At 63.1% G+C, this 22,495-nt stretch carries 14 protein-coding genes; 4 read left to right on the top strand and 10 right to left on the bottom strand.

Going from position 1 to position 22,495, the window contains the following annotated elements; translation table 11 throughout:
• Positions 1-61: 61 nt before the first annotated feature.
• The 10 genes from C2134_RS12070 to C2134_RS12025 form a co-directional block, all read right to left on the bottom strand.
• Positions 62-1,576, bottom strand: a complete 1,515-nt coding sequence (locus tag C2134_RS12070) for an OmpP1/FadL family transporter (protein ID WP_233196432.1) — start codon at positions 1,574-1,576, stop codon at positions 62-64.
• Positions 1,577-1,722: 146 nt separating this feature from the next.
• Positions 1,723-2,100: an acyl-CoA thioesterase gene (locus C2134_RS12065; RefSeq protein WP_071110464.1), complete on the bottom strand. Its 378-nt coding sequence runs from the start codon at positions 2,098-2,100 to the stop codon at positions 1,723-1,725.
• Between the two features lie 120 nt (positions 2,101-2,220).
• The gene (locus C2134_RS12060; protein WP_103320355.1) at positions 2,221-4,674 is read right to left on the bottom strand and encodes an acyl-CoA dehydrogenase; all 2,454 of its coding nucleotides are present in this window, start codon (positions 4,672-4,674) and stop codon (positions 2,221-2,223) included.
• Between the two features lie 75 nt (positions 4,675-4,749).
• Positions 4,750-5,391, bottom strand: coding sequence for a TetR/AcrR family transcriptional regulator (locus C2134_RS12055; RefSeq protein ID WP_043626145.1), 642 nt, complete (start codon positions 5,389-5,391; stop codon positions 4,750-4,752).
• 198 nt (positions 5,392-5,589) lie between these two features.
• Complete coding sequence (locus C2134_RS12050) at positions 5,590-6,771, bottom strand: O-succinylhomoserine sulfhydrylase (RefSeq protein WP_103320354.1); 1,182 nt, start codon at positions 6,769-6,771, stop codon at positions 5,590-5,592.
• A 125-nt stretch (positions 6,772-6,896) separates the two neighbouring features.
• The gene (locus C2134_RS12045; protein ID WP_103320352.1) at positions 6,897-7,268 is read right to left on the bottom strand and encodes a DUF488 domain-containing protein; all 372 of its coding nucleotides are present in this window, start codon (positions 7,266-7,268) and stop codon (positions 6,897-6,899) included.
• Between the two features lie 119 nt (positions 7,269-7,387).
• Positions 7,388-8,521, bottom strand: coding sequence for an L-threonine dehydrogenase (gene yiaY / locus C2134_RS12040; protein WP_103320350.1), 1,134 nt, complete (start codon positions 8,519-8,521; stop codon positions 7,388-7,390).
• A gap of 118 nt (positions 8,522-8,639) precedes the next feature.
• A complete protein-coding gene (locus C2134_RS12035; protein WP_043626159.1) occupies positions 8,640-9,341 on the bottom strand; it encodes a MarC family protein in 702 nt (233 codons plus the stop codon).
• Positions 9,342-9,446: 105 nt separating this feature from the next.
• Positions 9,447-10,973, bottom strand: a complete 1,527-nt coding sequence (locus C2134_RS12030; RefSeq protein ID WP_103320348.1) for an amino acid permease — start codon at positions 10,971-10,973, stop codon at positions 9,447-9,449.
• A 249-nt stretch (positions 10,974-11,222) separates the two neighbouring features.
• Positions 11,223-13,142: a potassium transporter Kup gene (locus C2134_RS12025; protein ID WP_103320347.1), complete on the bottom strand. Its 1,920-nt coding sequence runs from the start codon at positions 13,140-13,142 to the stop codon at positions 11,223-11,225.
• A gap of 420 nt (positions 13,143-13,562) precedes the next feature.
• Between C2134_RS12025 and C2134_RS12020 the strand changes: the two genes are divergently transcribed.
• From C2134_RS12020 to C2134_RS12005, 4 genes are read left to right on the top strand one after another with little or no spacing between them, the layout of a single operon-like run.
• Entirely contained in the window at positions 13,563-14,813 is a 1,251-nt protein-coding gene (locus C2134_RS12020; protein WP_103320345.1) for an MdtA/MuxA family multidrug efflux RND transporter periplasmic adaptor subunit, read from the top strand.
• A gap of 15 nt (positions 14,814-14,828) precedes the next feature.
• Positions 14,829-17,930 (top strand): MdtB/MuxB family multidrug efflux RND transporter permease subunit, encoded by a 3,102-nt coding sequence (locus tag C2134_RS12015; protein WP_103320343.1) that lies wholly within the window; start codon positions 14,829-14,831, stop codon positions 17,928-17,930.
• Positions 17,927-21,031 (top strand): multidrug efflux RND transporter permease subunit, encoded by a 3,105-nt coding sequence (locus C2134_RS12010; RefSeq protein WP_103320341.1) that lies wholly within the window; start codon positions 17,927-17,929, stop codon positions 21,029-21,031. The genes C2134_RS12015 and C2134_RS12010 overlap by 4 nt, the downstream gene beginning before the upstream one ends.
• Before the next feature lie 5 nt (positions 21,032-21,036).
• On the top strand, positions 21,037-22,434 hold the full coding sequence (locus C2134_RS12005) for an efflux transporter outer membrane subunit (protein ID WP_199179929.1): 1,398 nt from the start codon (positions 21,037-21,039) through the stop codon (positions 22,432-22,434).
• The last annotated feature ends 61 nt before the right edge of the window (positions 22,435-22,495 follow it).

The raw sequence follows: 22,495 nt of genomic DNA, 5'->3' as shown, positions 1-22,495 counted from the left end.
ACGGCAACAGGGCAAGCGCTGACGCCTGCCCTGTTGCCGATTTCCGAACGGTGTTAACCGCTTAGAAACGATAGTTGTACTGCACGCCGATCAACTGCAGATAGGTCTTGTAGCTACCCTTGACGGTGCCGCCGTTGCCGGTACACAGAGAGCCATCGGGATTTTGCCCTGTCGGATTGCAAGAATCGGAGTAGTTAACATTGGCATTCTTGAAATCAATGAAGCTATAGGCCAGATCGATGGAGCTTTGCTTATTGATCTTGTAGTTGGCGCCGAACGACAGCCACAGGCGATCGCTATCCGGCAGCGCCGGGTGGCGATCATTGTCGGATTGCAGCGGAGACTGCTCCCAAGCCACGCCGCCGCGCAGCATCCAGGCATCGTTCAACTGGTAGTTGGAGCCGAACGACACGCGCCAGGTATCCTTCCAGTTTTGGTGGATCACCAGATCGCCCTGAGCCGGTGTAGCGCCGTACTGCTTGATATCAATCTGCTGCATACGCGAGTTGCGCACCCAGGTCACATCGCCCATCAGCGCCACCTTGGGATTCAACTGATGGAAGAAGTTGGCGGACACGGTTTCCGGGGTAGACAGATCGACTGATGCCGAGGCATTGGGGTGTTTGGATTTTGCCGCAACCGAAGCTGGCAGAGTTCCGACGCCTGGCAATGTGACACTGCCAGTCACATTGTCGAATGTCCAGGTAGAAGTACCACGCAAGGACTGCTTCACAGAGGAGCGATAAGCAAGACCGAAGCGAGTATTTTCGTTCAACTGAAACATATAGCCCATGTTCCAGCCAAAGCCCCAGTCATCACCCTCGATGTGGCCCAGGCCATCGCCACCAATACCTTGAGATCGCATAATTTGCGAAATCATTTTGGGATCAGTTACTACCCCCAGACCCGGAACATTGATGCCACCCAGTTTAGCCGCGGTCAGCGCCAAACCACTGGTCGCATCCGCCATCTGCTCCAGCGTCGCCTTCATATACTGAGCCGAGACGCCAAAGCCAAAGGAGTTACGGTCGTCAAACTTGAAGGAAATGGACGGATTGATATTCAGCGACTGCAGGTTGACGCTCTTCAAGGCGTAACGGCCGGCCCAGTCAAAGCCGTAGTCCAGCTTCGCGCCATACGGCACGAACATGCCGATGCCGGCGGTGATCTTGTCGTTGATCTTGTGCGACAGATAGAAAGTGGGCGCAGCCACGGCCTTGGGCGCGAAAGTACCGCCATTGCCGCCGCCAGTAGACTGACCCAGGATATTGGTGGAGCCGTTGTCGGTGTACTTGGAGTCCGGCACCACCAGCGTGGCGCCCAGTACCATTTGCGTGCCATCCAGGCGGCTCAAGCCAGCCGGGTTGGTGAAGATGGTGGAAGGATCGTTGGCTTCGGCGCCGTTGGCGTGGGCGGTGCCCTGGCCGGAAACGCTCTGCGAACCAAACTGATAACCCGAGGCAGCAGCCTGTGTAGACGCCAGGCCGAACGCGGTGCCCATGATCATCACGGACAGGCTAAGATGCTTGAGCTTCATGCTTCCCTCTCTAGTCTTGCTTGAGTAGATATTTTTCATTGATCATGACCCATTCATGTCGTGAGTCATGGTCGATGCTACCAGAGAATTAGAGCAATCCAACCAAACCGTGGAGCTATTATTCCAAACGTTCGTTTTACTGCAACATTTCCACAACAATTGATGAAGACCGAAACAATATTGCCTCAGCCCGCTTCCAGCAGACGCGATTTGCCGTCGCGATCGATGGCGACATAGGTGGCGATCACCTCGGTGATCCGCACGTGCGAGCCATCCATGCGCTGCGCCTCCACTGAGATTTTCAGCGTGATGGACTTCTGGCCGATGCGCAGCCGCTCCACATATAGATCCACCACATCGCCCAACAAGATGGCCGCGGAAAACTGGAAAGCGTTGACGGCCACCGTGGTGACCGGGCCGCGCGACAAACGCTCGGCATCCAGGCTGCCCGCCAAGTCGATCTGGCTCATCAGCCAGCCTGCCTGCACTCGCCCATAGGCATTGGTGCTGGTGGGCAAGGCCCTTACCCGCAACACCGGCACCCTGGCTTCTTGCTGTTCCATCACACACTCTCCCGCCTTTATCACTTTGTCGCGTTCGACAAAGCGGCCGCATGAGACGCGGCCGCTTTGCGGAACGCCGGATACATGCGGTATCCGGCGCATGGTACCACGTTGCCTGGCTTAGAAAATCAGGCGCTGCAGCAATTTGTCATCATGCTGTTCCAGCTTCTTGTCGAAGTCGTCCACCATGATCACATCCCGCTTGAGCTTGCGGGCGCGGGTTACCGCATCGAACTCCTCCTGATTGATCAGGCCCGTTTGCAAGGCCTCGGCCAGGCGCTCGCGCGCGGTGATGGTCTTGAACTTGCCGTCACGCGCCAGCTTGCGCAGCTTCTGCTCCACCGGATCGGTGGCCAGAATCGCATTCAGCGCATGGCCCAGCACGCCGACCGGATCAGTCTCTTCCTTAGGCACGTACATGCCGTGAGTCAGGCGGTCGCGGGTGCCGCCCGGCTCCATCAGGGCGCGCGCCACCTTGGTGCCGGTGCGGTCGGATGCCGGCTTCAGCGTCAGGCCCCACGGGAAAATAATGCGGCGCAGCACCCAGGCCAGGCCTCGGCTAGGCAGGTTGGCCAGGAAGCCGTCCATCGCCACTTGCACATCGTACAAGGCGTTCTCCACCGCCCAGCTCATCACGGCGATGTCTTCCTTCGGCGCGCCGTCGCGCTCGAAACGCTTCAGCGAGGCGGTGGCGATGTACAGGCCGGACAGCATGTCGCCCAGGCGGGCCGACAGCTTCTCGCGGAACTTCAGCGAGCCGCCCAGGCTGAACATGGCCATGTCGGACAGCAGCGCGAAGGCGCTGGAGAAACGGGTGACGCGCTTGTAGTACGCCGCGGTGACGCCGCCCTTCGGGCTCTTCGCGAAACGGCTGCAGGTCAGACCCAGCCACAGCGAGCGGACGAAGTTGCTGATGACGAAGTTGATATGCCCGGTAATCGCCTTGTCGAACTCCGCGCCGTCGTTGGCCATCGCCGCCTTCATTTCACGCAGCACAAACGGATGGCAGCGGATCGCGCCCTGGCCGTAGATGATCATCGAACGGGTCAGGATGTTGGCGCCCTCCACGGTGATGCCGATCGGGATGGCCTGATAACCGCGCGCCAGATAGTTGCGCGGCCCCAGCACCACGGTCTTGCCGCCGTGCACGTCCATCGCGTCGTTCAGCGTTTTGCGCATGCGCTCGGTGTTGTGGTACTTCAGGATGGCAGACAGCACGGACGGCTTCTCGCCGTTGTCGAGGGCGGTCAAGGCCAGATCCTGCGCCGCTTCCATCTGATAGGTGTAGCCGCCGATGCGGGCCATCGCCTCGTCCACGCCTTCGAACTTGCCGATGGGCAGGCCGAATTGGTCGCGGATGCGGGCATAGGCGCCGGTGGTGTAGCTGGTCAGCTTGCCGCAGGCGACGGACATGGCCGGCAGCGAGATGCAGCGGCCCACCGACAGGCATTCCACTAGCATGCGCCAGCCTTGGCCTGCGTATTCGCGGCCGCCGATGATCCACTCCAGCGGAATGAACACGTCCTTGCCCCAGGTCGGGCCGTTCATGAAGGCCGAGCCGCCCGGGAAATGGCGACGGCCGATTTCCACGCCGACATGCTCGGTCGGCACCAGCGCGCAGGTGATGCCGATTTCTTCCTTATCGCCCAGCAGGTGATCCGGGTCATACATCTTGAAGGCCAGGCCCAGGATGGTGGCGACCGGGGCCAGGGTGATCCAGCGCTTTTCCCAGCTGACGCGCACGCCCAGCACGTCTTCGAAACGCTCGCCGGTGCGCGGATGAGTGTAGGAACCGCGGCACACCACGCCAAAGTCCGGGATGGCGCCGGCGTCGGAACCGGCATACGGGCTGGTCAGCGCGAAGCACGGCACTTCCACGCCCTTGGCCAGACGCGGCAGATAGTAATCCTTCTGCGCCTCCGTGCCGTAATGCTGCAGCAGTTCGCCCGGGCCGAGCGAGTTCGGCACCATCACCGATACCGCTGCGGTGCCGCCACGGGTGGCGATCTTGGTCACCACCTTGGCATGGGCGTAATTGGAGAATTCCAGGCCGCCGTACTTCTTCTTGACGATCATGCCCAGGAAGCCGTGATCCTTGATGAACTGCCACACTTCCGGCGGCAGATCCTTCAGCTCATGGGTGATCTTCCAGTCGTCTATCATCGCGCACAGCTGTTCTGTCGGGCCGTCGATGAACGCCTGCTCTTCAGGCGTCAGCTTCGGGTCCGGAAAAGACAGCAGACGGTTGTAGTCTGGCTTGCCGGAGAACAGGTCGCGATCCCACCAAACCGTGCCGGCGTTGATGGCCTCCTGCTCGGTCTGCGACATCGCCGGCGTGATTTTCTTGAACACGCCGAACACCGGACCGGTGAACACCGCGCGGCGCAGCGGCACGATGTTCAGCACGGCGGCGACAACGGCGAACACCGCCCAGACGGCGGCGTGAACCTCGCAATGGAAAACGAACTGGAACGCGGCGAGCCAGGCGGCAAGGCCCACGGTCCAAACCAGCACCGGCGCGGCGCAGTAGGCCAGCGCGACGATCAGCGCGACCAGAATTACGGCAGCAATCATTGTGTTTACCCTCGTGTTGACCCCTCGGTCCCGCGCGCCGCCTTGCTGTTGTAATCCTTGGCGAACGACGCGGAATCAGCCCTCGATGGGCGCGACCAAACCGGCTATCACAAACGGCACCAGGTATTTGACGATCATGTCCGGATCCCGGGCGGTAACGATCTGGCTGCGCGTGAAGATTTTCAGCACATCGTTGCCGGCAAAGGCGTTGAACATGACGCTAAAGGCGAGATGCATGCGCCAGGCGAGCTGCTCCGGCTCCAGATGGGGCAGCGCGCGCTGGAACGCTTCCGTGTAGCGCTGCACGAACACGCTGTACTGCTGCGAGATGGTCTCGCGCAACAGACGGTGGTTTTCCACCAGCGTGCGCGACAGCAGGCGCACAAACATGGCGCCGCCGCGGGACGGGTCCTTGGACAACACCAGGCACGGCCGAATGAACGACAGCACCAGTTGCTCCAGCGGCAATTCGCCCGGCTTCGCTTCCAGCAGGTCCAGTTCCGCCAGGCAGTCTTCCAGCAACGGCGCCAGCCTGCGCATGAACACGGACTCGAACAACGCATCCTTGGAGCCGAAGTGATAGTTCACCGCGGCCAGATTCACCTCGGCCTGCTGGGTGATCATGCGCAGCGAAGTCGCCTCGAATCCATGCTCCACAAACAGACGTTCGGCAACGTCCAGGATGCGGGTGGCGGTATCGGGGCGGTTTGCCTCCATGGTCTCCAGTGCCTTTGTTGTATTGTGTGGTTTAGTCTTGCTCATCTCAGCTTTCGAACAAGCGTTTCAAACTTACGTTTTAACTTGATCAATGTCAAGGCATGCAGGGCACCTTGCGCATTCACCGCTCAGGGCAAACAAAAAAACGGCAGTCTTGATTTTAGACTGCCGTTTGAATGAAACACGCGTTAAAAGGGCTTAGTCAAGGCCCAGCGCCAAATCCCGCTGCAAGTCCAACACATTTTCCAGGCCGACGCTAACGCGCAACAGCCCCTCGACAATGCCGGCCTTCTCGCGCGCTTCGGGCGTCACGCGGGCATGCGTCGTGCTGGCGGGGTGGGTGATGGTGCTTTTCACATCGCCCAGATTCGCCGTGCGCGAAATCACGCGCACGCCGTCCACCACCTTCCATGCCGCCTCGCGGCCGCCCTTCACCACAAACGACACCACCGCCCCGCCGCTCTTCTGCTGGCGGCGCGCCAGCTCATACTGCGGATGGCTTTCCAGGCCGGGGTAATACACGCGCTCGACATTCGGTTGCGCCTCCAGCCAGCGCGCCAGTTCCAGCGCGTTGGCGCTGTGTTTTTCCATGCGCAGATGCAGCGTCTCCAACCCGGACAGCAGCGTCCAGGCATTGAACGGCGACAGCGACGGTCCGGCGGTGCGCACATGCAGATAGATCTGCTCGATCAATTTGTCGTTGCCCACCACCGCCCCGCCCATCACCCGTCCATGGCCGTCGATGAACTTGGTGGCGGAATGCATGACCAGATCCGCTCCCAGCTTCAATGGCTGCTGCAGCGCCGGCGAACAAAAACTGTTGTCCACCACCAGCAGGGCATCATGGGCGTGGGCGATATCGGCGACGGCGGCCACGTCGGCCACTTCCGTCAGTGGATTGGAAGGCGTCTCCAGAAACAGCAGCTTGGTGTTCGGCTGGATCGCGGCGCGCCAGGCTTGCAGATCGCGCGCATCGACAAAAGTCGTGGTCACGCCGAACTTGGTCAGCTGGTTGGCAAGCAGATTGATGGTGGAGCCGAACAGGCTTTGCGAGGAAACAATGTGATCGCCGGCCTGCAGCAAAGTCATCATGATGGCCTGGATGGCCGCCATGCCAGTGGCGGTGGCGATGGCGCGCTCGCCGCACTCCATCTGCGCCAGCCTTTGCTGGAAGGCTGAAACAGTGGGGTTAGTGAAGCGGGAATAGGTATAGCCCTCGATCTCGCCGAGGAACATGGCCGCGGCCTGCGCCGCCGACTCATAGGTGAAACTGGAGGTGAGGAACAGCCCCTGGCTGTGCTCGCCGTATTCGCTGATGGTGCGGCCGGCGCGAATAGCCAGCGTTTCCGGATGCAGATTCTCTTGTTGCGGGCCCGACATGCGCGTCTCTCTTTCTCGTCCCGGCTTGGCGCCGGCAATGCTTACCCGCCTATCTTGCCCGAAAACCGCCCGCTTGCTAAATGCCATCGGGCGCTAAGGCTGTTCCGCTTAGGAAATTTGGCCGCTCAAGCCGCCATGCCGTTTTCGTCCAACCGCCGCAAAAACTGCTCCAGCGCGCGCACCGAGGTGTACTGGCCGTCGCCGCAATCATGCAGCAACACCAGCTCGCCCTCGCGCATCGCGCCGAGCAAGGCCTGCCAGCGCGCAGGATTGGCGCCCAGATCAGCCCAGTAAATGTCGCAGAACGTCGGCCAACGCACGCTATCGCCATGCATCCAGGCCACCAGCTCCTCCGTAGGCAGCACGCGACGCAGCCAGTGGTCCGGCAAAAGGGCCGTGCGCGGCCACTGCCGCGGCCACTTGCTTGACAGTAGAAAGCCCTTGGCGGGGGGAATTTTGCATTGCCCGATGGAAACCAGACGTATAGAGGCGTTCATATAACCCTCCTTGTCCGCGAGGCGCCGGCCACACTGGCCAGCTTCCCGTGGGCGGTGATTCCGCGGCCTGGAACGTTCAGGCCGCGGAGAAGCCCAGCCGCAGGGGCCGGGCAGCGCGGCTAGATGGCCGCGCGGAAGATCGCGCAGATTTCTTCGTGGCTGGCCTTGCGCGGATTGGTCAGGCCACAGGCATCCTTCAAGGCGTTGTCGGCCAGGGTCGGAATATCGGCTTCTTTCACGCCCAGCTCTTTCAAGCCGGCCGGGATGCCGACATCGGCGGCAAGACGCTTGATCGCGGCGATGGCGGCTTCGGCGCTGCGGGTCTTCTCGCCCAACGCCAGGGCCACATCGCCCAGCCGCTCGCCGGCGACGGCGGCGTTAAAGACTTGCACATGCGGCAGCAGCACCGCGTTGCACACGCCGTGCGGCAGATCGTAGAAGCCGCCCAGCTGGTGCGCCATCGCGTGCACATAGCCCAAGGAAGCGTTGTTGAAGGCCATGCCGGCCAGGAACTGCGCGTAAGCCATCTGCTCGCGCGCTTCCATGTCCTTGCCATCCTTCACCGCGCGGCGCAGGAAGCCGGCGATCAGCTCCACCGCCTTCAAGGCGCAGGCGTCGGTGATGGGGGTGGCGATGGTGGACACATAGGCCTCCACCGCGTGGGTCAGCGCATCCATGCCGGTGGCCGCCGTCAGCGAGGCTGGCATGCCGGCCATGGTTTCCGGGTCGTTGACCGACAGAATCGGCGTGGTGTGCTTGTCGACGATGGCCATCTTGATGTGGCGGGATTCGTCGGTGATGATGCAGAAGCGGGTCATCTCCGACGCCGTGCCGGCGGTGGTGTTGATCGCCACCAGCGGCAGCTGCGGCTTGGCGGACTTGTCCACGCCCTCGTAGTCCTGGATCTTGCCGCCGTTCACCGCCACCAGCGCGATAGCCTTGGCGCAGTCGTGCGGCGAGCCGCCGCCCAGCGACACCACCACGTCGCACTTCTTCTCTTTCAGCAGGGACAGGCCGGCATTGACGTTGGCGCAGCTTGGATTGGGATGCACGCCGTCAAATATCACCGGCTCGATATCGGCCTCGCCCAGCATCTGGGCAACCTTGCCGGCCAGGCCGGCCTTGACCAAGCCCTGGTCGGTCACGATCAGCGCGCGCCGGAAACCATGGCCGCGCATGGTTTCAACCGCCTGTTGCAGACAGCCAGCGCCCATCAGATTGAGTGAGGGGATGAAGAAAGCGCTTGTGCTCATTGTCCGTCTCCATGAATGGACTCGAAATGTTGAGCACAGTGTGCGCCGCCCTATACGCCCCCGCCTTGCCTCAAATCAATAAACGCCGGCCATGGCGCAGCCATGCGGCATCAACTGGTCAATGTAACAGGCCGGCATGATCTTGCAGCCATTGACTGGCCAGTTCGCCAAAGCCGTCCCACATGATCTGCACGCCCAGACACAGCAGAATGAAGGCAGACAGCCGCAGGAAGACGATGGAGCCGGTCTGCCCCAGGTAGCGCAGCAGCTTGTCGGCGTGGGCGTAGCACAGGTAGACCAGCACGCTGCTGGCCAGCACGGCGGCCGACCCCGCCAGCGGGGCGATGGCGTAGCGGACGATGCCCTTGCCGCTGCCGGTGAGCGTGGCGCCGATGGTGATGGCGACGGAGATCGAGCCCGGCCCCACCGTCAGGGGGAAGGTCAAGGGGTAGAAGGCGCGTTGCTTCAGCTCCGCCGTGTTGTCAGAACGCGCAGGTTCGCTGGATGTCTGGCTGGATTCCGCCGGCGTGTCGTTCAGCATGCGCCAGGCGGCGAAAGTGATCAGCAGGCCGCCGGACATCTGCACCACCGGCAGCGAGACCCCGAAGAACGACAGCACATAACCGCCGACATACATGCTGCCCACCAGCAGCAAAGCGCAATACAGGGCGATCCGGCGCGCCAGGTAGCGGCGCTGTTGCGGCGTATTGCGCGCCGTCATCGAGATGAAAATGGGCACCAGGCCCGGCGGATTCATGATGGGCAGCAGCGCGGCCATCACGAAAAGAAACTTGGTCATGAAGATGGACAGCAACTGCATCGGGGCCGGCTCCGCAAAATATTTCAAATGATATCGAGATTGCGGATGAAACCATAAAAAAAGCCCGCTTGCCAGCGGGCTTCGTCAAATCTTCGCCAGCCTTCCTCAGGCTTGCGCGGAGGCCAGTTTGCCGCCCTTGCCTTCGTCGCGCTGCTCCAGCGCCTTGCGGTGCGCCTCGGCCAGCTCGATCTCCTCCAGCGGCACCAGGCGGGTCCGATGCTTGGAACGGTAGCCCCACCACAAAGCCAGGAACAAGGGAATGCCCAGATAGGTGGCGATCACGCCGTTCCAATCCACCTTGGCCGCGGTGAAGGCGGTGTAGTTCTGGCCCAGCATGATCAGCAGGCACAAGGCGAAGGCGAACATCGGGCCCAGCGGAAACCACTTGGCTTTATACGGCAGGTCGTCCAGGCTGTAGCCCTGCTTCACATAGGCGCGGCGGAAGCGGTAGTGGCTGATCGCGACGCCCAGCCAGGCGATGAAGCCCGTCATGCCGGACGAGTTCAGCAGCCACATATACACCGCATTGCTCTCGAACAAGGAGGTCAGGAAGCACAGGCAGGCCACCAGGGTGGTGGCATACAGCGCGTTGCGCGGCACGCCGTTGTCGGACAGCTTGCCGAACAGCTTGGGCGCCATGCCGTTCTTGGCCATCGCGTACAGCATGCGGGTGGAGGCGTACATGCCGGAGTTGCCGGCCGACAGGATGGCGGACAGGATAACCGCGTTCATCAGGCTGGCGGCGAAGGCCAGGCCGGCGCGATTGAAGACCAGGGTGAACGGGCTGGCGCCGACGTCCTTCATGTCGTTCTTCAGCAGCGACGGGTCGTTGTGCGGCAGGATCAGGCCGATGATCAGGATGGACAGCATGTAGAACATCAGGATGCGCCAGAAAATCTGGCGCACGGCGCGCGGAATGGTGCGACCCGGATTGGCCGACTCGCCGGCGGCCACGCCGATCAGCTCGGTGCCCTGAAACGAGAAGCCCACCACCATGGCCACGCCGACAAAGGCGGCCAAACCGCCGATAAAGGCGCCGTCGCCCTGCGTCATCACGGCCAGACCCGGCGCGATGCGGTGCGGATCGGGTTCGGTCATGATGCCCAGAATCATCAAAAAGCCGATGACGATGAAGGCGATGATGGTGGCCACTTTCAGCATGGAGCACCAGAACTCGGCCTCGCCGAAACCCTTCACCGAGAAGTAGTTCAGCACGAAGATGATGACCAGGAAGCCGCCGCTCCACAGCACGCCCGGCACGCCAGGAAACCAGTAATTCATGATGATGGCGGCCGCGGCCAGCTCCACCGCGATGGTGATGGCCCAGTTGTACCAGTAGTTCCACCCCTGAGCGAAGCCGAAGGCCGGATCGACGAAGCGCGAGCCGTAAACCTGGAACGAGCCGGACACCGGCATGAAGGCGGCCATTTCGCCCAGACTGGTCATCAGGAAGTACACCATCAGGCCCACCAGCGCATAGGCCAGCAGCGCGCCGCCGGCGCCTGCGCCCGAAATGGTGGCGCCGGAGGCCAGGAACAGGCCGGTGCCGATGGAGCCGCCGATGGCGATCATCGACAGATGACGCGCCTGCAGCGAACGGCGCAGCTCCTGGGCGTCTTGTTTCTTGTCCATATCCAACTCTCTCTGCGTATTTCTCGCCGCGCGGCTCGCGCCGGACGGCCCCTGATCTTAAGGGTCGACTAATAAAGCGGCAAAGAATGACATCGATCGCGGGCATTGACTAGCCTGAATCCGCCATTTCCAGCAAAAAACGAAAATGTCATGTTCGAAAGAGAAATATCGACTCGCCCACACCGCCCGACAGACAAGAAAAAGCCGGGCTCAGCCCGGCTGCATTGCCTTATCGCGCAAAGTGTTGCATTACAGCTCAATCCGGGCGCCCAACTCCACCACCCGGTTTGGCGGCAAACCGAAATACAGCGTGGCGCTGCGCTCGTTCTGCCGGAGAAAACCAAACACGCCGATCAGCCAGCGCTTGAATCCGCTGCTGCCCATGGCGGGAACCAGCGTCTGCCTCCCAAGGTAATAAGTGGTGCAGAGCGGCTCCAGCTCGGGCAGATTCAACAACTCGGCCGCACGCGCCATCACCTCGGGCACATCGGGTTCTTCCATATAGCCATAGCGCGCCACCACGCGCGCCACGCCCTCGCCCAGCCGCTGCACCGCCACGCGCTCGCCTTTCACCCGCGGCACATCCTGCATCTGCAGGGTCAGCAGCAGTACGGTCTCGTGCAATACCTGGTTGTGCTTCAGATGATGCAGCATCACCAGCGGCGTGCCGTCCGCGCTCTCGGACAGAAACACCCCGACGCCCGGAATGCGCGCCACCGGATTCATTTGCAAACTGGACAGCAAGGCCTCGATAGGCAGCTGCCTGTCCTGCCCTTCCTTCACCTGCAGGCGACGGCCGCCAAACCAGCAGCCCATCAGCATGAACATGAACAGGCCCAATGTCAGCGGCAGCCAGCCGCCATCCATGAACTTCAGCGCGTTGGCCAGCACGAAGGCCAGATCGACCGCGAACAGGCTGCCCGCCACCACGATCACCGCCCACCACGGCCAATGCCAACGACCGCGCGCCAACACGGCAAACAAGATGGTGGTGATGGCCATGGTGGTGGATACGGCCAGACCGAAGGCGGCGGCGAGCTTGTCCGACTGGCGGAAACCCAGCACCACCGCCACGGTGGCCAGCATCAGCAGCCAGTTCAGCAGCGGCAGATAAATCTGGCCCTTGTGGCTGCGCGAGGTATGCAGCACCAGCACCCGCGGGAAGAAACCGAGCTGCACGGATTGATGGGTGAGGGAGAATACCGCCGTGATCAGCGCCTGCGACGCGACGATGGTGGCCAAGGTCGCCAGCGCCACCATCGGATACAGGCCCCACTCCGGCACCATCGAATAGAACGGCCGGACTGACAGATGCGGATGGGCCAACAGCAACGCGCCCTGCCCCAGATAGCTCAGCAGCAGCGAAGGCAGCGCCAGGCCATACCAGGCCAGGCGGATAGGCCGCGCGCCGAAATGTCCCATGTCGGCGTACAGCGCCTCGGCGCCTGTCAGGCACAACACCACCGCGCCGAGCGAAACAAAGCCGGCAAAGCCGTTGCGCTGAAAATAGCTGATGCCGTGCAAGGGGTTGATCGCTTGCAGAATGGTGGGGTTCTGCCACAACTGGGCGATGCCGAGCGCCGCGATCGCCACGAACCAGGCGGCCAGAATGGGGCCGAACACCACGCCCACCCGGCCGGAGCCAAATGGCTGCACCATGAACAGCAGCACCAGAATCACTACCGTAGCCGGCACCACATAGGCCGCCAGCGCGGGCGTGGCCACCTGCAAGCCTTCCATCGCGCTCAGCACGGAAACTGCCGGCGTGATCACGCCGTCGCCATACAACATGGCTGCGCCGGCCAAGCCGAGCAAGACCCAGAAGCAAGTGGAGCGGCCGGCCGTCTCGGCCTTGTCGCCGGCGATCTGCGCCAACAGCGCCAGAATGCCGCCTTCTCCCTTGTTGTCGGCCCGCATCAGCACCAGCACGTACTTGATGCTGACCATCAGAATCAGCGACCACAAGAACAGCGACACCACGCCCACCACATTGTCCGGCGTCGGCCGCACGCCGTGATCGCCGTTGAACGCCTCCTGCAAGGCGTAAAGCGGGCTGGTGCCCAAGTCGCCATACACCACGCCCAGCGCCGCCAGCGCCAGCATCGCCACCGGCGGCTGCCGTTTTCGATCGGAAGCCGCGATGGCCCCGTTGCGCACACCTGCCTGCATCGTCATCTCCTTGTCGCTACGCCTCCCTGCCGTACCGCGGGCACGGTGGAAAGCGCATGCTAGACCGTGGCGGATAAATTTCGCGTAAACATTTCATTCCATACGCAAACAATCGGTAAAAATCACAATCCAGCCGTCACAGGACGGCCCCGCGCGCAAACCCATGACTTAAAAGCGTTTCCCGGCCCTAATTGAGACATGCCGCCGCAATAAGAAAGCAAACAATCGCTTTAATTTAACAAATTCAAACACAAAGCGCGCCCGCGCTCAAACCACGCTCATATTATGCAGGCACGATCTAGCACGGTTTTTATTGGCATAGTCTGCCGCTTTATGCGCCAGTTATGCAGCAAAACGCATGAAAAACTGTCATGCTATGCACGATCAATAACAAATGATACGCCATTCCGGAGCACCTGCATGTCAAGCCCCACGCCCGTCAAATCCCGCCGCCTGCCGCTCATCATCGCCGTCATCGCCGTCCTTGGCGGCGGCTGGTGGTGGCACCAACATAGCCAGAACGCCAAGGAAGCGGCAGCCAGGAACAAGGGGGCGGCGCCGGTGGCCGTGGGCGTGGCCGAAGTCAGAACCATGGATGCTCCGCTGCGCCTGAACGCGCTGGGCACAGTCAACTCCACCTATACCGTGACCGTGCGCAGCCGCGTCGACGGCCAGCTTGACAAGGTGCACTTCAGCGAAGGCCAGATGGTCAAGCAAGGGCAGTTGCTGGCCAAACTCGATTCCCGTCCCTACCAGGCCACGCTGACCCAGGCGGAAGGCCAGCTGCAACGCGACCAGGCCCTGCTGGCCAACGCCAGGATAGACCTCGCGCGCTACCAGCAGCTGTCGGGACAGAATTCCATTTCCAAACAGCAGGTCGATACCCAACAGGCCTTGGTGCATCAATACGAGGGCACGGTCAAGGTGGACCAAGGCGCCGTAGCCGCGGCCAAGCTGAATGTCGACTACGCCCGCATTATCGCGCCGGTCAGCGGCCGCGTCGGCCTGCGCCAGGTGGACCCGGGCAATATCGTCCACGCCAGCGACGCCAACGGCCTGGTCACCATCACCCAGACCCAGCCCATCAACGTGGTGTTCGCCATTCCGGAAGTCAGCCTGACCTCGGTGCTGCAAGCCGCCAGGGACAACAGGACGCTGAAGGTGGAAGCCTGGGACCGCGACAACAAGCACAAGCTGGCCGACGGCACGCTGCTGGCGCTGGACAACCAGCTGAACACCGGCACCGGCACCATCAATATCAAGGCCAAGTTCGCCAATGAACAGCAAGAGCTGTTCCCTAACCAATTCGTCAACGTCAATCTGGAACTGGGCGTGCGCAAAAACGCCATCGTGGTGCCGACGGTGGCGGTGCAATTGGGCAAAGTAGGCAATTACGTTTACACCGTGGGCGACGATTCCACCATCAACCTGGCCAAGGTCAAGACCGGCCCGGCCTCCGGCGACAACACCATCATCGAGGACGGTTTGAAGCCGGGTCAGCGCGTGGTCATAGACGGCGTAGACAAACTGCGCGACGGCGCCCAGGTCAAAGTCGTGGATCGCGCCGCGCAAGCGCGCGAAGCCGCCTCTGCCGCCGCCAACGCGGGCAAGGGGCATAAAAAACACGGCGCGGGTGCTTGGGGCAAGCATCACGCCTCTGCGGCCAACTAAGCGGCAGGAGCTGACATGAATCCGTCCCGTCCGTTTATTCTGCGGCCGGTGGCCACCACCTTGTTGATGGTGGCCATCCTGCTGACCGGCTTGGTGTCCTGGCGCATGCTGCCGGTTTCGGCGCTGCCCGAGGTCGACTATCCCACCATCCAGGTGGTGACGCTGTACCCCGGCGCCAGCCCCGACGTGATGACCTCGTCGGTCACCGCGCCGCTGGAGCGCCAGTTCGGCCAGATGCCGGGCCTGTCCCAAATGTCCTCGTCCAGCTCCGGCGGCGCCTCGGTCATCACGCTGCAGTTCAGCCTGGACCTGACGCTGGATGTCGCCGAACAGGAGGTCCAGGCGGCCATCAACGCCGCCAGCAACCTGCTGCCGTCGGACTTGCCCAGTCCGCCCATCTATAACAAGGTCAACCCAGCCGATACCCCCATCCTGACCATCGCCGTCAGCTCGCCCACCCTGCCGCTGACCAAGCTGGAAGACCTGGTGGATACGCGGTTGGCGCAAAAACTGTCGCAGGTGCCCGGCGTCGGCCTGGTCAGCATCAGCGGCGGCCAGCGGCCGGCCGTGCGCATCCAGAGCAATCCCAAGGCGCTGGCGGCGCGCGGCCTGACCCTGGAGGACATCCGCACCTCCATCGGCAGCGCCAACGTCAACCAGGCCAAAGGCAGCTTTGACGGCCCGCTGCAGGCATCCACCGTGGACGGCAACGACCAGCTGCAGTCAGCCGAGGAATACAGAAACGTCATTGTCGCCTACCAGAATGGCGCGCCGGTGTTCATCAAGGATGTGGCCAAGGTGGTGGATTCGGCGGAAAACGTGCGCCTGGCCGCCTGGTCCGGCACCACGCCGGCCATCATCCTCAACGTGCAGCGCCAACCCGGCGCCAACGTGATCCAGGTGACGGACCGCATCAAAGCCCTGCTGCCCCAGCTGCAAAGCACGCTGCCCGGCGCCGTGGACGTCCACGTGCTGAGCGACCGCACGGTGACCATCCGCGCTTCGGTGGAGGACGTGGAGTTCGAGCTGATGCTGGCCATCGCGCTGGTGGTGATGGTGATCTTCGTCTTCCTGCGCAACGTGCCGGCCACCCTGATCCCTGCCGTGGCGGTGCCGCTGTCGCTGGTGGGCACCTTCGGCGTGATGTATTTGACTGGCTTCTCCATCAATAACCTGACGCTGATGGCGCTGACCATTGCCACCGGCTTCGTGGTCGACGACGCCATCGTGATGATCGAAAACATCGCCCGCTACATCGAGGAAGGCGAGAAGCCGATGGCGGCGGCGCTGAAAGGCTCCAAGCAGATCGGCTTCACCATCATCTCGCTGACCATTTCGCTGATCGCGGTGCTGATTCCCTTGCTGTTCATGGGCGACGTGGTGGGCAGGCTGTTCCGCGAATTCGCCATCACCCTGGCAGTGTCCATCCTGATTTCCGCTTTCATCTCGCTGACGCTGACCCCGATGATGTGCGCGCGGCTGCTCAAGCACGTGCCGGAAGAGAAGCAAGGCCGCTTCTACCATGCCAGCGGGCAGTTCTTCGACCGCATCATCGCCCGTTACGGCGTGGCGCTGAACTGGGTGCTGGACCGACAGAAAACCACGCTGCTGGTGGCGGTCGGCACCCTGGCCCTGACCGCCGCGCTTTACGTGGCCGTGCCCAAGGGCTTCTTCCCGCTGCAGGACACCAGCGCCATCCAGGGCATCAGCGAGGCCTCGCAATCCATCTCCTTCGGCGCCATGGCCGATCGTCAGGAGGCGCTTGCCGACGCGCTGCTGAAAGACCCGGCGGTGGACAGCCTGTCGTCGTTCATCGGCGTGGACGGCACCAATACCACGCTGAACAGTGGCCGCCTGCTGATCAACCTGAAACCCAAAGACCAGCGCGACAATATCCGCACCGTGCTGGCGCGCCTGCAACAGCGCGCCGCCGACGTGCCCGGCATGTCGCTGTATCTGCAGCCGGTGCAGGACCTGACCATAGACGCCCGCGTCAGCCGCACCCAGTACCAGTTCACGCTGCAGGCCACCAGCCAGGACGACTTGTCCACCTGGGTGCCCAAGCTGGTGCGCCGGCTGCAGCAGGAACCGGCATTGGCCGATGTGGCCAGCGACCTGCAGGACAAGGGCCTGCAGGCCTACGTCAACATCAACCGCGATGTCGCCTCCCGGCTCGGCGTCACCACCGCCGCGATCGACAACGCGCTGTATGACGCCTTTGGCCAACGGCTGATCTCCACCATCTTCACCCAGACCAACCAATACCGCGTGGTGCTGGAGGTGGACCCCGCGCATCAACGCGACCTGCTGTCGCTGAAGGGGATCTATGTGCCCACCACCAGCGGCGGACCGGTGCCGCTGGACACCGTGGCCACGATAGAAGAGCGCCCCACTTCGCTGGCGATCAACCATCTGGGCCAGTTTCCGACAGCCACCATCTCCTTCAACTTGAAGCCAGGCGCGTCGCTGGGCGAGGCGGTGGACGGCATCCGCAAGGCCGAGTCCGAGCTGGGCCTGCCGGCCAGCATGGACACCAAGTTCCAGGGCGCGGCCATGGCGTTCCAGGCCTCGCTGTCCAACACGCTGTGGCTGATCCTGGCCGCCATCGTCACCATGTACATCGTGCTGGGCGTGCTGTACGAAAGCTATATCCATCCGATCACGATTCTCTCCACCCTGCCGTCCGCCGGCATCGGCGCGCTGCTGGCGCTGATGGTCACCGGCACCGACCTGTCGGTGATCGCCATCATCGGCATCATCCTGCTGATCGGCATCGTCAAGAAAAACGCGATCATGATGATCGACTTCGCGCTGGAGGCCGAGCGCGAACAAGGCATGAGCCCGCGCGAGGCCATCTACCAGGCCTGCCTGCTGCGTTTCCGTCCGATTCTGATGACCACCATGTCGGCGCTGCTGGGCGCGCTGCCGTTGATGGTCGGCGGCGGCATGGGTTCCGAACTGCGCGAGCCGCTGGGCATCACCATGGTGGGCGGCCTAATGGTCAGCCAGGTGCTGACGCTGTTCACCACCCCGGTGATCTATCTGGCCTTCGACCGCCTGGCGCGCCGCTTTGGCCGCCAAGCCAAGCCGGAACTGAGCGAAGAGGCTGAAGCATGATCCCGTCGGCGCCCTTCATCCGCCGCCCGGCAGCCACCACGCTGCTGACGCTGGCCATCCTGCTGGCCGGCCTGATCGCCTTCAAGCTGCTGCCGGTGTCGCCGTTGCCGCAGGTGGACTTCCCCACCATCTCGGTATCGGCCAAGCTGCCCGGCGCCAGCCCGGAAACCATGGCCGCCACGGTGGCCACGCCGCTGGAACGCGCCCTGGGCCGCATCGCCGGCATCACCGAGATGACGTCCACCAGCTCGCTCGGCTCCACCAACATCACGCTGCAGTTCGATCTGGACCGCGACATCAACGGCGCCGCGCGCGACGTGCAGGCGGCCATCAACGCCGCCCGCTCGCTATTGCCCACCGGCATGCCGTCCAATCCCACCTATCGCAAGGTGAACCCGGCCGACGCGCCCATCATGATCATGGCGCTGACCTCGGACAGCATGACCCGCGGCCAGATGTACGACGCCGCCGACTCCATCCTGGGGCAGAAGCTAGCCCAGGTGGACGGCATCGGCAACGTCATCATCGGCGGCGGCGCGCAGCCGGCGGTGCGGGTGGAAATGAACCCGGCCCAGCTGAACCACTACGGCATCGGCATGGAAACGGTGCGCGCCGCCATCACCAGCACCAACGCCAACCGGCCCAAGGGCTTTCTGGAAAACGAAGACCGCCACTGGCAGGTTCAGGCCAACGACCAGGCCAGCAAGGCCAGCGACTACCTGCCGCTGATCGTCAGCTACAAAAACGGCAGCGCGGTGCGCATCTCGGACGTGGCCGAAGTGCGCGACTCCGTGGTCGACCTGCGCAACGCCGGCATGCTGGGCAAGCAACCGGCGGTGATGCTGATCCTGTTCCGCCAGCCTGGCGCCAACATCATCGAAACCGTCGATCGGGTGAAGGCGCTGCTGCCGCAGCTGCAGGCGTCGATTTCGCCGGCGATCAAGATCAATCAGGTGATGGACCGCACGCCGACCATCCGCGCCTCCCTGTCCGAAGTGGAGCGCTCGCTGGTGATTTCCATCGGCCTGGTCATCATGGTGGTGTTCCTGTTCCTGCGCAGCGGCCGCGCCACCGCCATTCCGGCCATCACCGTGCCGGTGTCGCTGGTAGGCACTTTCGCCGTGATGTATCTGGCCGGCTTCTCCTTGAACAATCTCAGCCTGATGGCGCTGACCATCGCCACCGGCTTCGTGGTCGACGACACCATCGTGGTGCTGGAGAACATCTCGCGCCACATCGAAAACGGCATGAAACCGTTCCAGGCCGCGCTGCAGGGCGCGCGCGAGGTGGGCTTCACCGTGCTGTCGATGAGCATCTCGCTGATCGCGGTGTTCATCCCCATCCTGCTGATGGGCGGCATCATCGGCCGCCTGTTCCGCGAGTTCGCCGTCACCCTGTCCGTCGCCATCCTGGTTTCGCTGGTGGTGTCGCTGACCACCACGCCCATGCTGTGCGCGCGCTGGCTGAAGGCGCATGACGCGCATAAAGCGCCGGGCAAATTGTTCCGATGGAGCGAGCGCGCGTTCGACGCGATGCTGGACGGCTACCGCCGCTCGCTCAGTTGGGCCTTGCGCCACAGCCGCCTGATGATGGTGATGCTGGGCGCCACCATCGCCTTGAACGTGTTCCTGTACACCGTCATCGCCAAGGGCTTTTTCCCGCAGCAGGATACCGGCCGCCTCACCGGCATGATACGCGCCGACCAGAGCATCTCGTTCCAGGCCATGCAGCACAAACTGCAGCGCTTCATCGACGTGGTGGGCGCCGATCCGGCGGTGGACAAAGTGGTGGGCTTCACCGGCGGCGGGCAGCGCAACGGCGCCAATATGTTCGTCAGCCTCAAGCCGCTTACGGAACGCAAGGAAAGCGCCGATCAGGTCATCGCCAGGCTGCGCAAGAAGCTATCCAACGAGCCCGGCGCCCAGCTGTTTTTGCAGTCGGTGCAGGATATCCGCATCGGCGGCCGCTCCAGCAATGCACAGTATCAGTACACATTGCAGGGCGACGACCTCGCCGAGCTGCGTGAATGGACGCCCAAGGTGCAACAGGCGATGAGCAAGATTCCCTTCCTGGCCGATCTGAACAACGATCAGGAAGTGAAGGGCCTGCAAACCTCGTTGACCTTCAATCGCGCGGCGATGGCGCGGCTGGGCCTGACCCAGGCGCAAGTGGATTCGGTCTTGAACGACGCCTTCGGCCAACGCCAGGTCTCCACCATCTACAACGCCTTGAACCAATACCATGTGGTGCTGGAGGTGGCGCCGCAATACTGGCAGAGTCCGGAAGGCCTGCGCGACATCTATCTGCAAACGCCCGGCGGTCAGCCGACGCCGCTGTCAGCCATCGCCAGCTGGAAACCGACCAATACCTCGCTGTCGGTCAACCACCAGAGCCAGTTTGCCGCCACCACCATCTCGTTCAACCTGCCGCCGGGCAAATCGCTGTCCGACGCCACGCAGGCGATCGACGCCGCCATCGCCGACATTGGCTTGCCCAGCAGCATTCGGGCCAGCTTCCAAGGCACGGCCAAGTCCTTCCAGGCCTCGCTGGACAGCCAGCCCTATTTGATCCTGGCGGCGCTGGTGGCGGTGTATATCGTGCTGGGCATGCTGTACGAGAGCGTGGTGCATCCGATCACCATTCTCTCCACCCTGCCCTCGGCCGGCGTCGGCGCGCTCTTGGCGCTGATGGCCACCGGCGGCGAGTTCAACATCATCGCGCTGATCGGCATCCTGCTGTTGATAGGGATTGTGAAGAAGAACGCGATCATGATGATCGACTTCGCGCTGACCGCCGAGCGCGAACAGAAGCTGACGCCGGAAGACGCCATCCTGCAGGCCTGCCTGCTGCGCTTCCGCCCCATCATGATGACCACCATGGCCGCGCTGTTCGGCGCCTTGCCGCTGGCGCTGGGCCGCGGCGACGGCGCGGAGCTGCGCACGCCGCTGGGCATCTCCATTGTCGGGGGCTTGCTGCTGAGCCAGCTGCTAACGCTGTACACCACGCCGATTGTCTACCTGTATCTGGACCGCTTCCGCCTATGGTGCCTGAAGTGGCGCGGCAGCCATGGCCACGCGCTGGCCGATGGCAAAGAGGAATGATTGCGATGCATAAAACAACAACACCATTGAAATCCGGCCTGATCGCCGCCGCGGCCGCCCTGGCGCTGGCCGGTTGCGCCGTCGGCCCGGACTATGTCAAACCGAAACTGGACATCCCAGCCAGCTTCAAGGAAGACGGCCGCTGGAAAACCGCGGAGCCGCAGGACGCCATGCCGCGCGGCGACTGGTGGGCCGTATTCCAGGACGCCACGCTGAGCCAGCTGATGGACACGCTGAACCGGCAAAGCCCGACCATCGCCCAGGCCGAGGCGCAATACCGCGAGGCGCAGGCCGCGCTGCGGCAGGCCCAAGCCGGGCTGTTCCCCTCGCTGTCGGCCAACGCCTCAAAAAGCCACGGCGTGGCCACGCCCGGCGCCGGCGCCGGCGCGACAAGCGGGTACAATCTGGGGCTGTCCGCCAGCTGGGAAATAGACCTGTGGGGCGCCGTGCGCCGCGAAGTGGAGGCCGGCAAGGCCAAGCAGCAGGCATCGGAAGCGCAATTGGCGGCCATCCGCCTGAGCAGCCAAACCCAGTTGGCCACCGCTTATTTGCAGCTGGTGGTAACGGACATGCAGCTCGCCAATCTGCGCCAGAGCGAAAAACTGCTGGCTGATACCCTGCAGCTGACGCGGAACCAGTACGCTGCCGGCATCGTCGGCGACGACGTCGTGGCCTCGGCCGAAAGCCAGTGGAAAACCGCTCAGGCCGCAGTGGTGGACAAGCGGCTGACGCGCGCCCAACTGGAGCACGCCATTGCGGCGCAGTTGGGCCAGGCGCCGGCCAGCTTCGCGCTGCCGCCGGCCAGCCAGCAGCCGCATTTGCCGCAGATTCCAGCCGGCCTGCCCTCGACGCTGCTGGAGCGCCGCCCCGACGTCGCCGCCGCCGAACGCAATATGGCGGCCGCCAACGCGCAGATCGGCATCGCCAAAGCCGCCTTCTTCCCGACGCTGACGCTGGGCGCCAGCGGCGGCTACCGCGGCTCCACTTTTGCCGATTGGGTGACGCTGCCCAACCGCATCTGGTCAGTCGGCCCGTCGCTGGCGCTGACGCTGTTCGACGCCGGCCTGCGCAGCGCGCAGACCGATCAAGCCATCGCCGGCTACGATGCCAGCGTGGCCAACTACCGCCAAACCGTGCTGGCGGCGCTGCAAGGCGTGGAAGACAATCTATCGGCGCAGAGCCTGCTTAAGGAAGAAGCCGACATGCAGCGCGCGGCGGTCGCCGCGGCCAAGCGGGCGGAAACCATCGCTCAGAACCAGTACCAGGCCGGCACGGTGGCGTATCTGAATGTGCTGTCGGCGCAAAATGCCCGCATCGCCGCCGAGAACAATCTGTGGACCGTGATCAACCGCCAGTACACCGGCAGCGTCGCGCTGATCGCCGCGCTGGGCGGCCACTGGTAATCGCGCGCCTTCCGGCAAAAACCGAGCCCAGGCCCGGTTTTTGCTGCCCGCCGCGGGAAAG

This window comes from Chromobacterium sinusclupearum (assembly GCF_002902845.1).
Taxonomy (GTDB): Bacteria; Pseudomonadota; Gammaproteobacteria; order Burkholderiales; family Chromobacteriaceae; genus Chromobacterium; species Chromobacterium sinusclupearum.
Note: the sequence above shows the minus strand (reverse complement) of the source record. Positions and strands in the feature narration are given on the sequence as shown.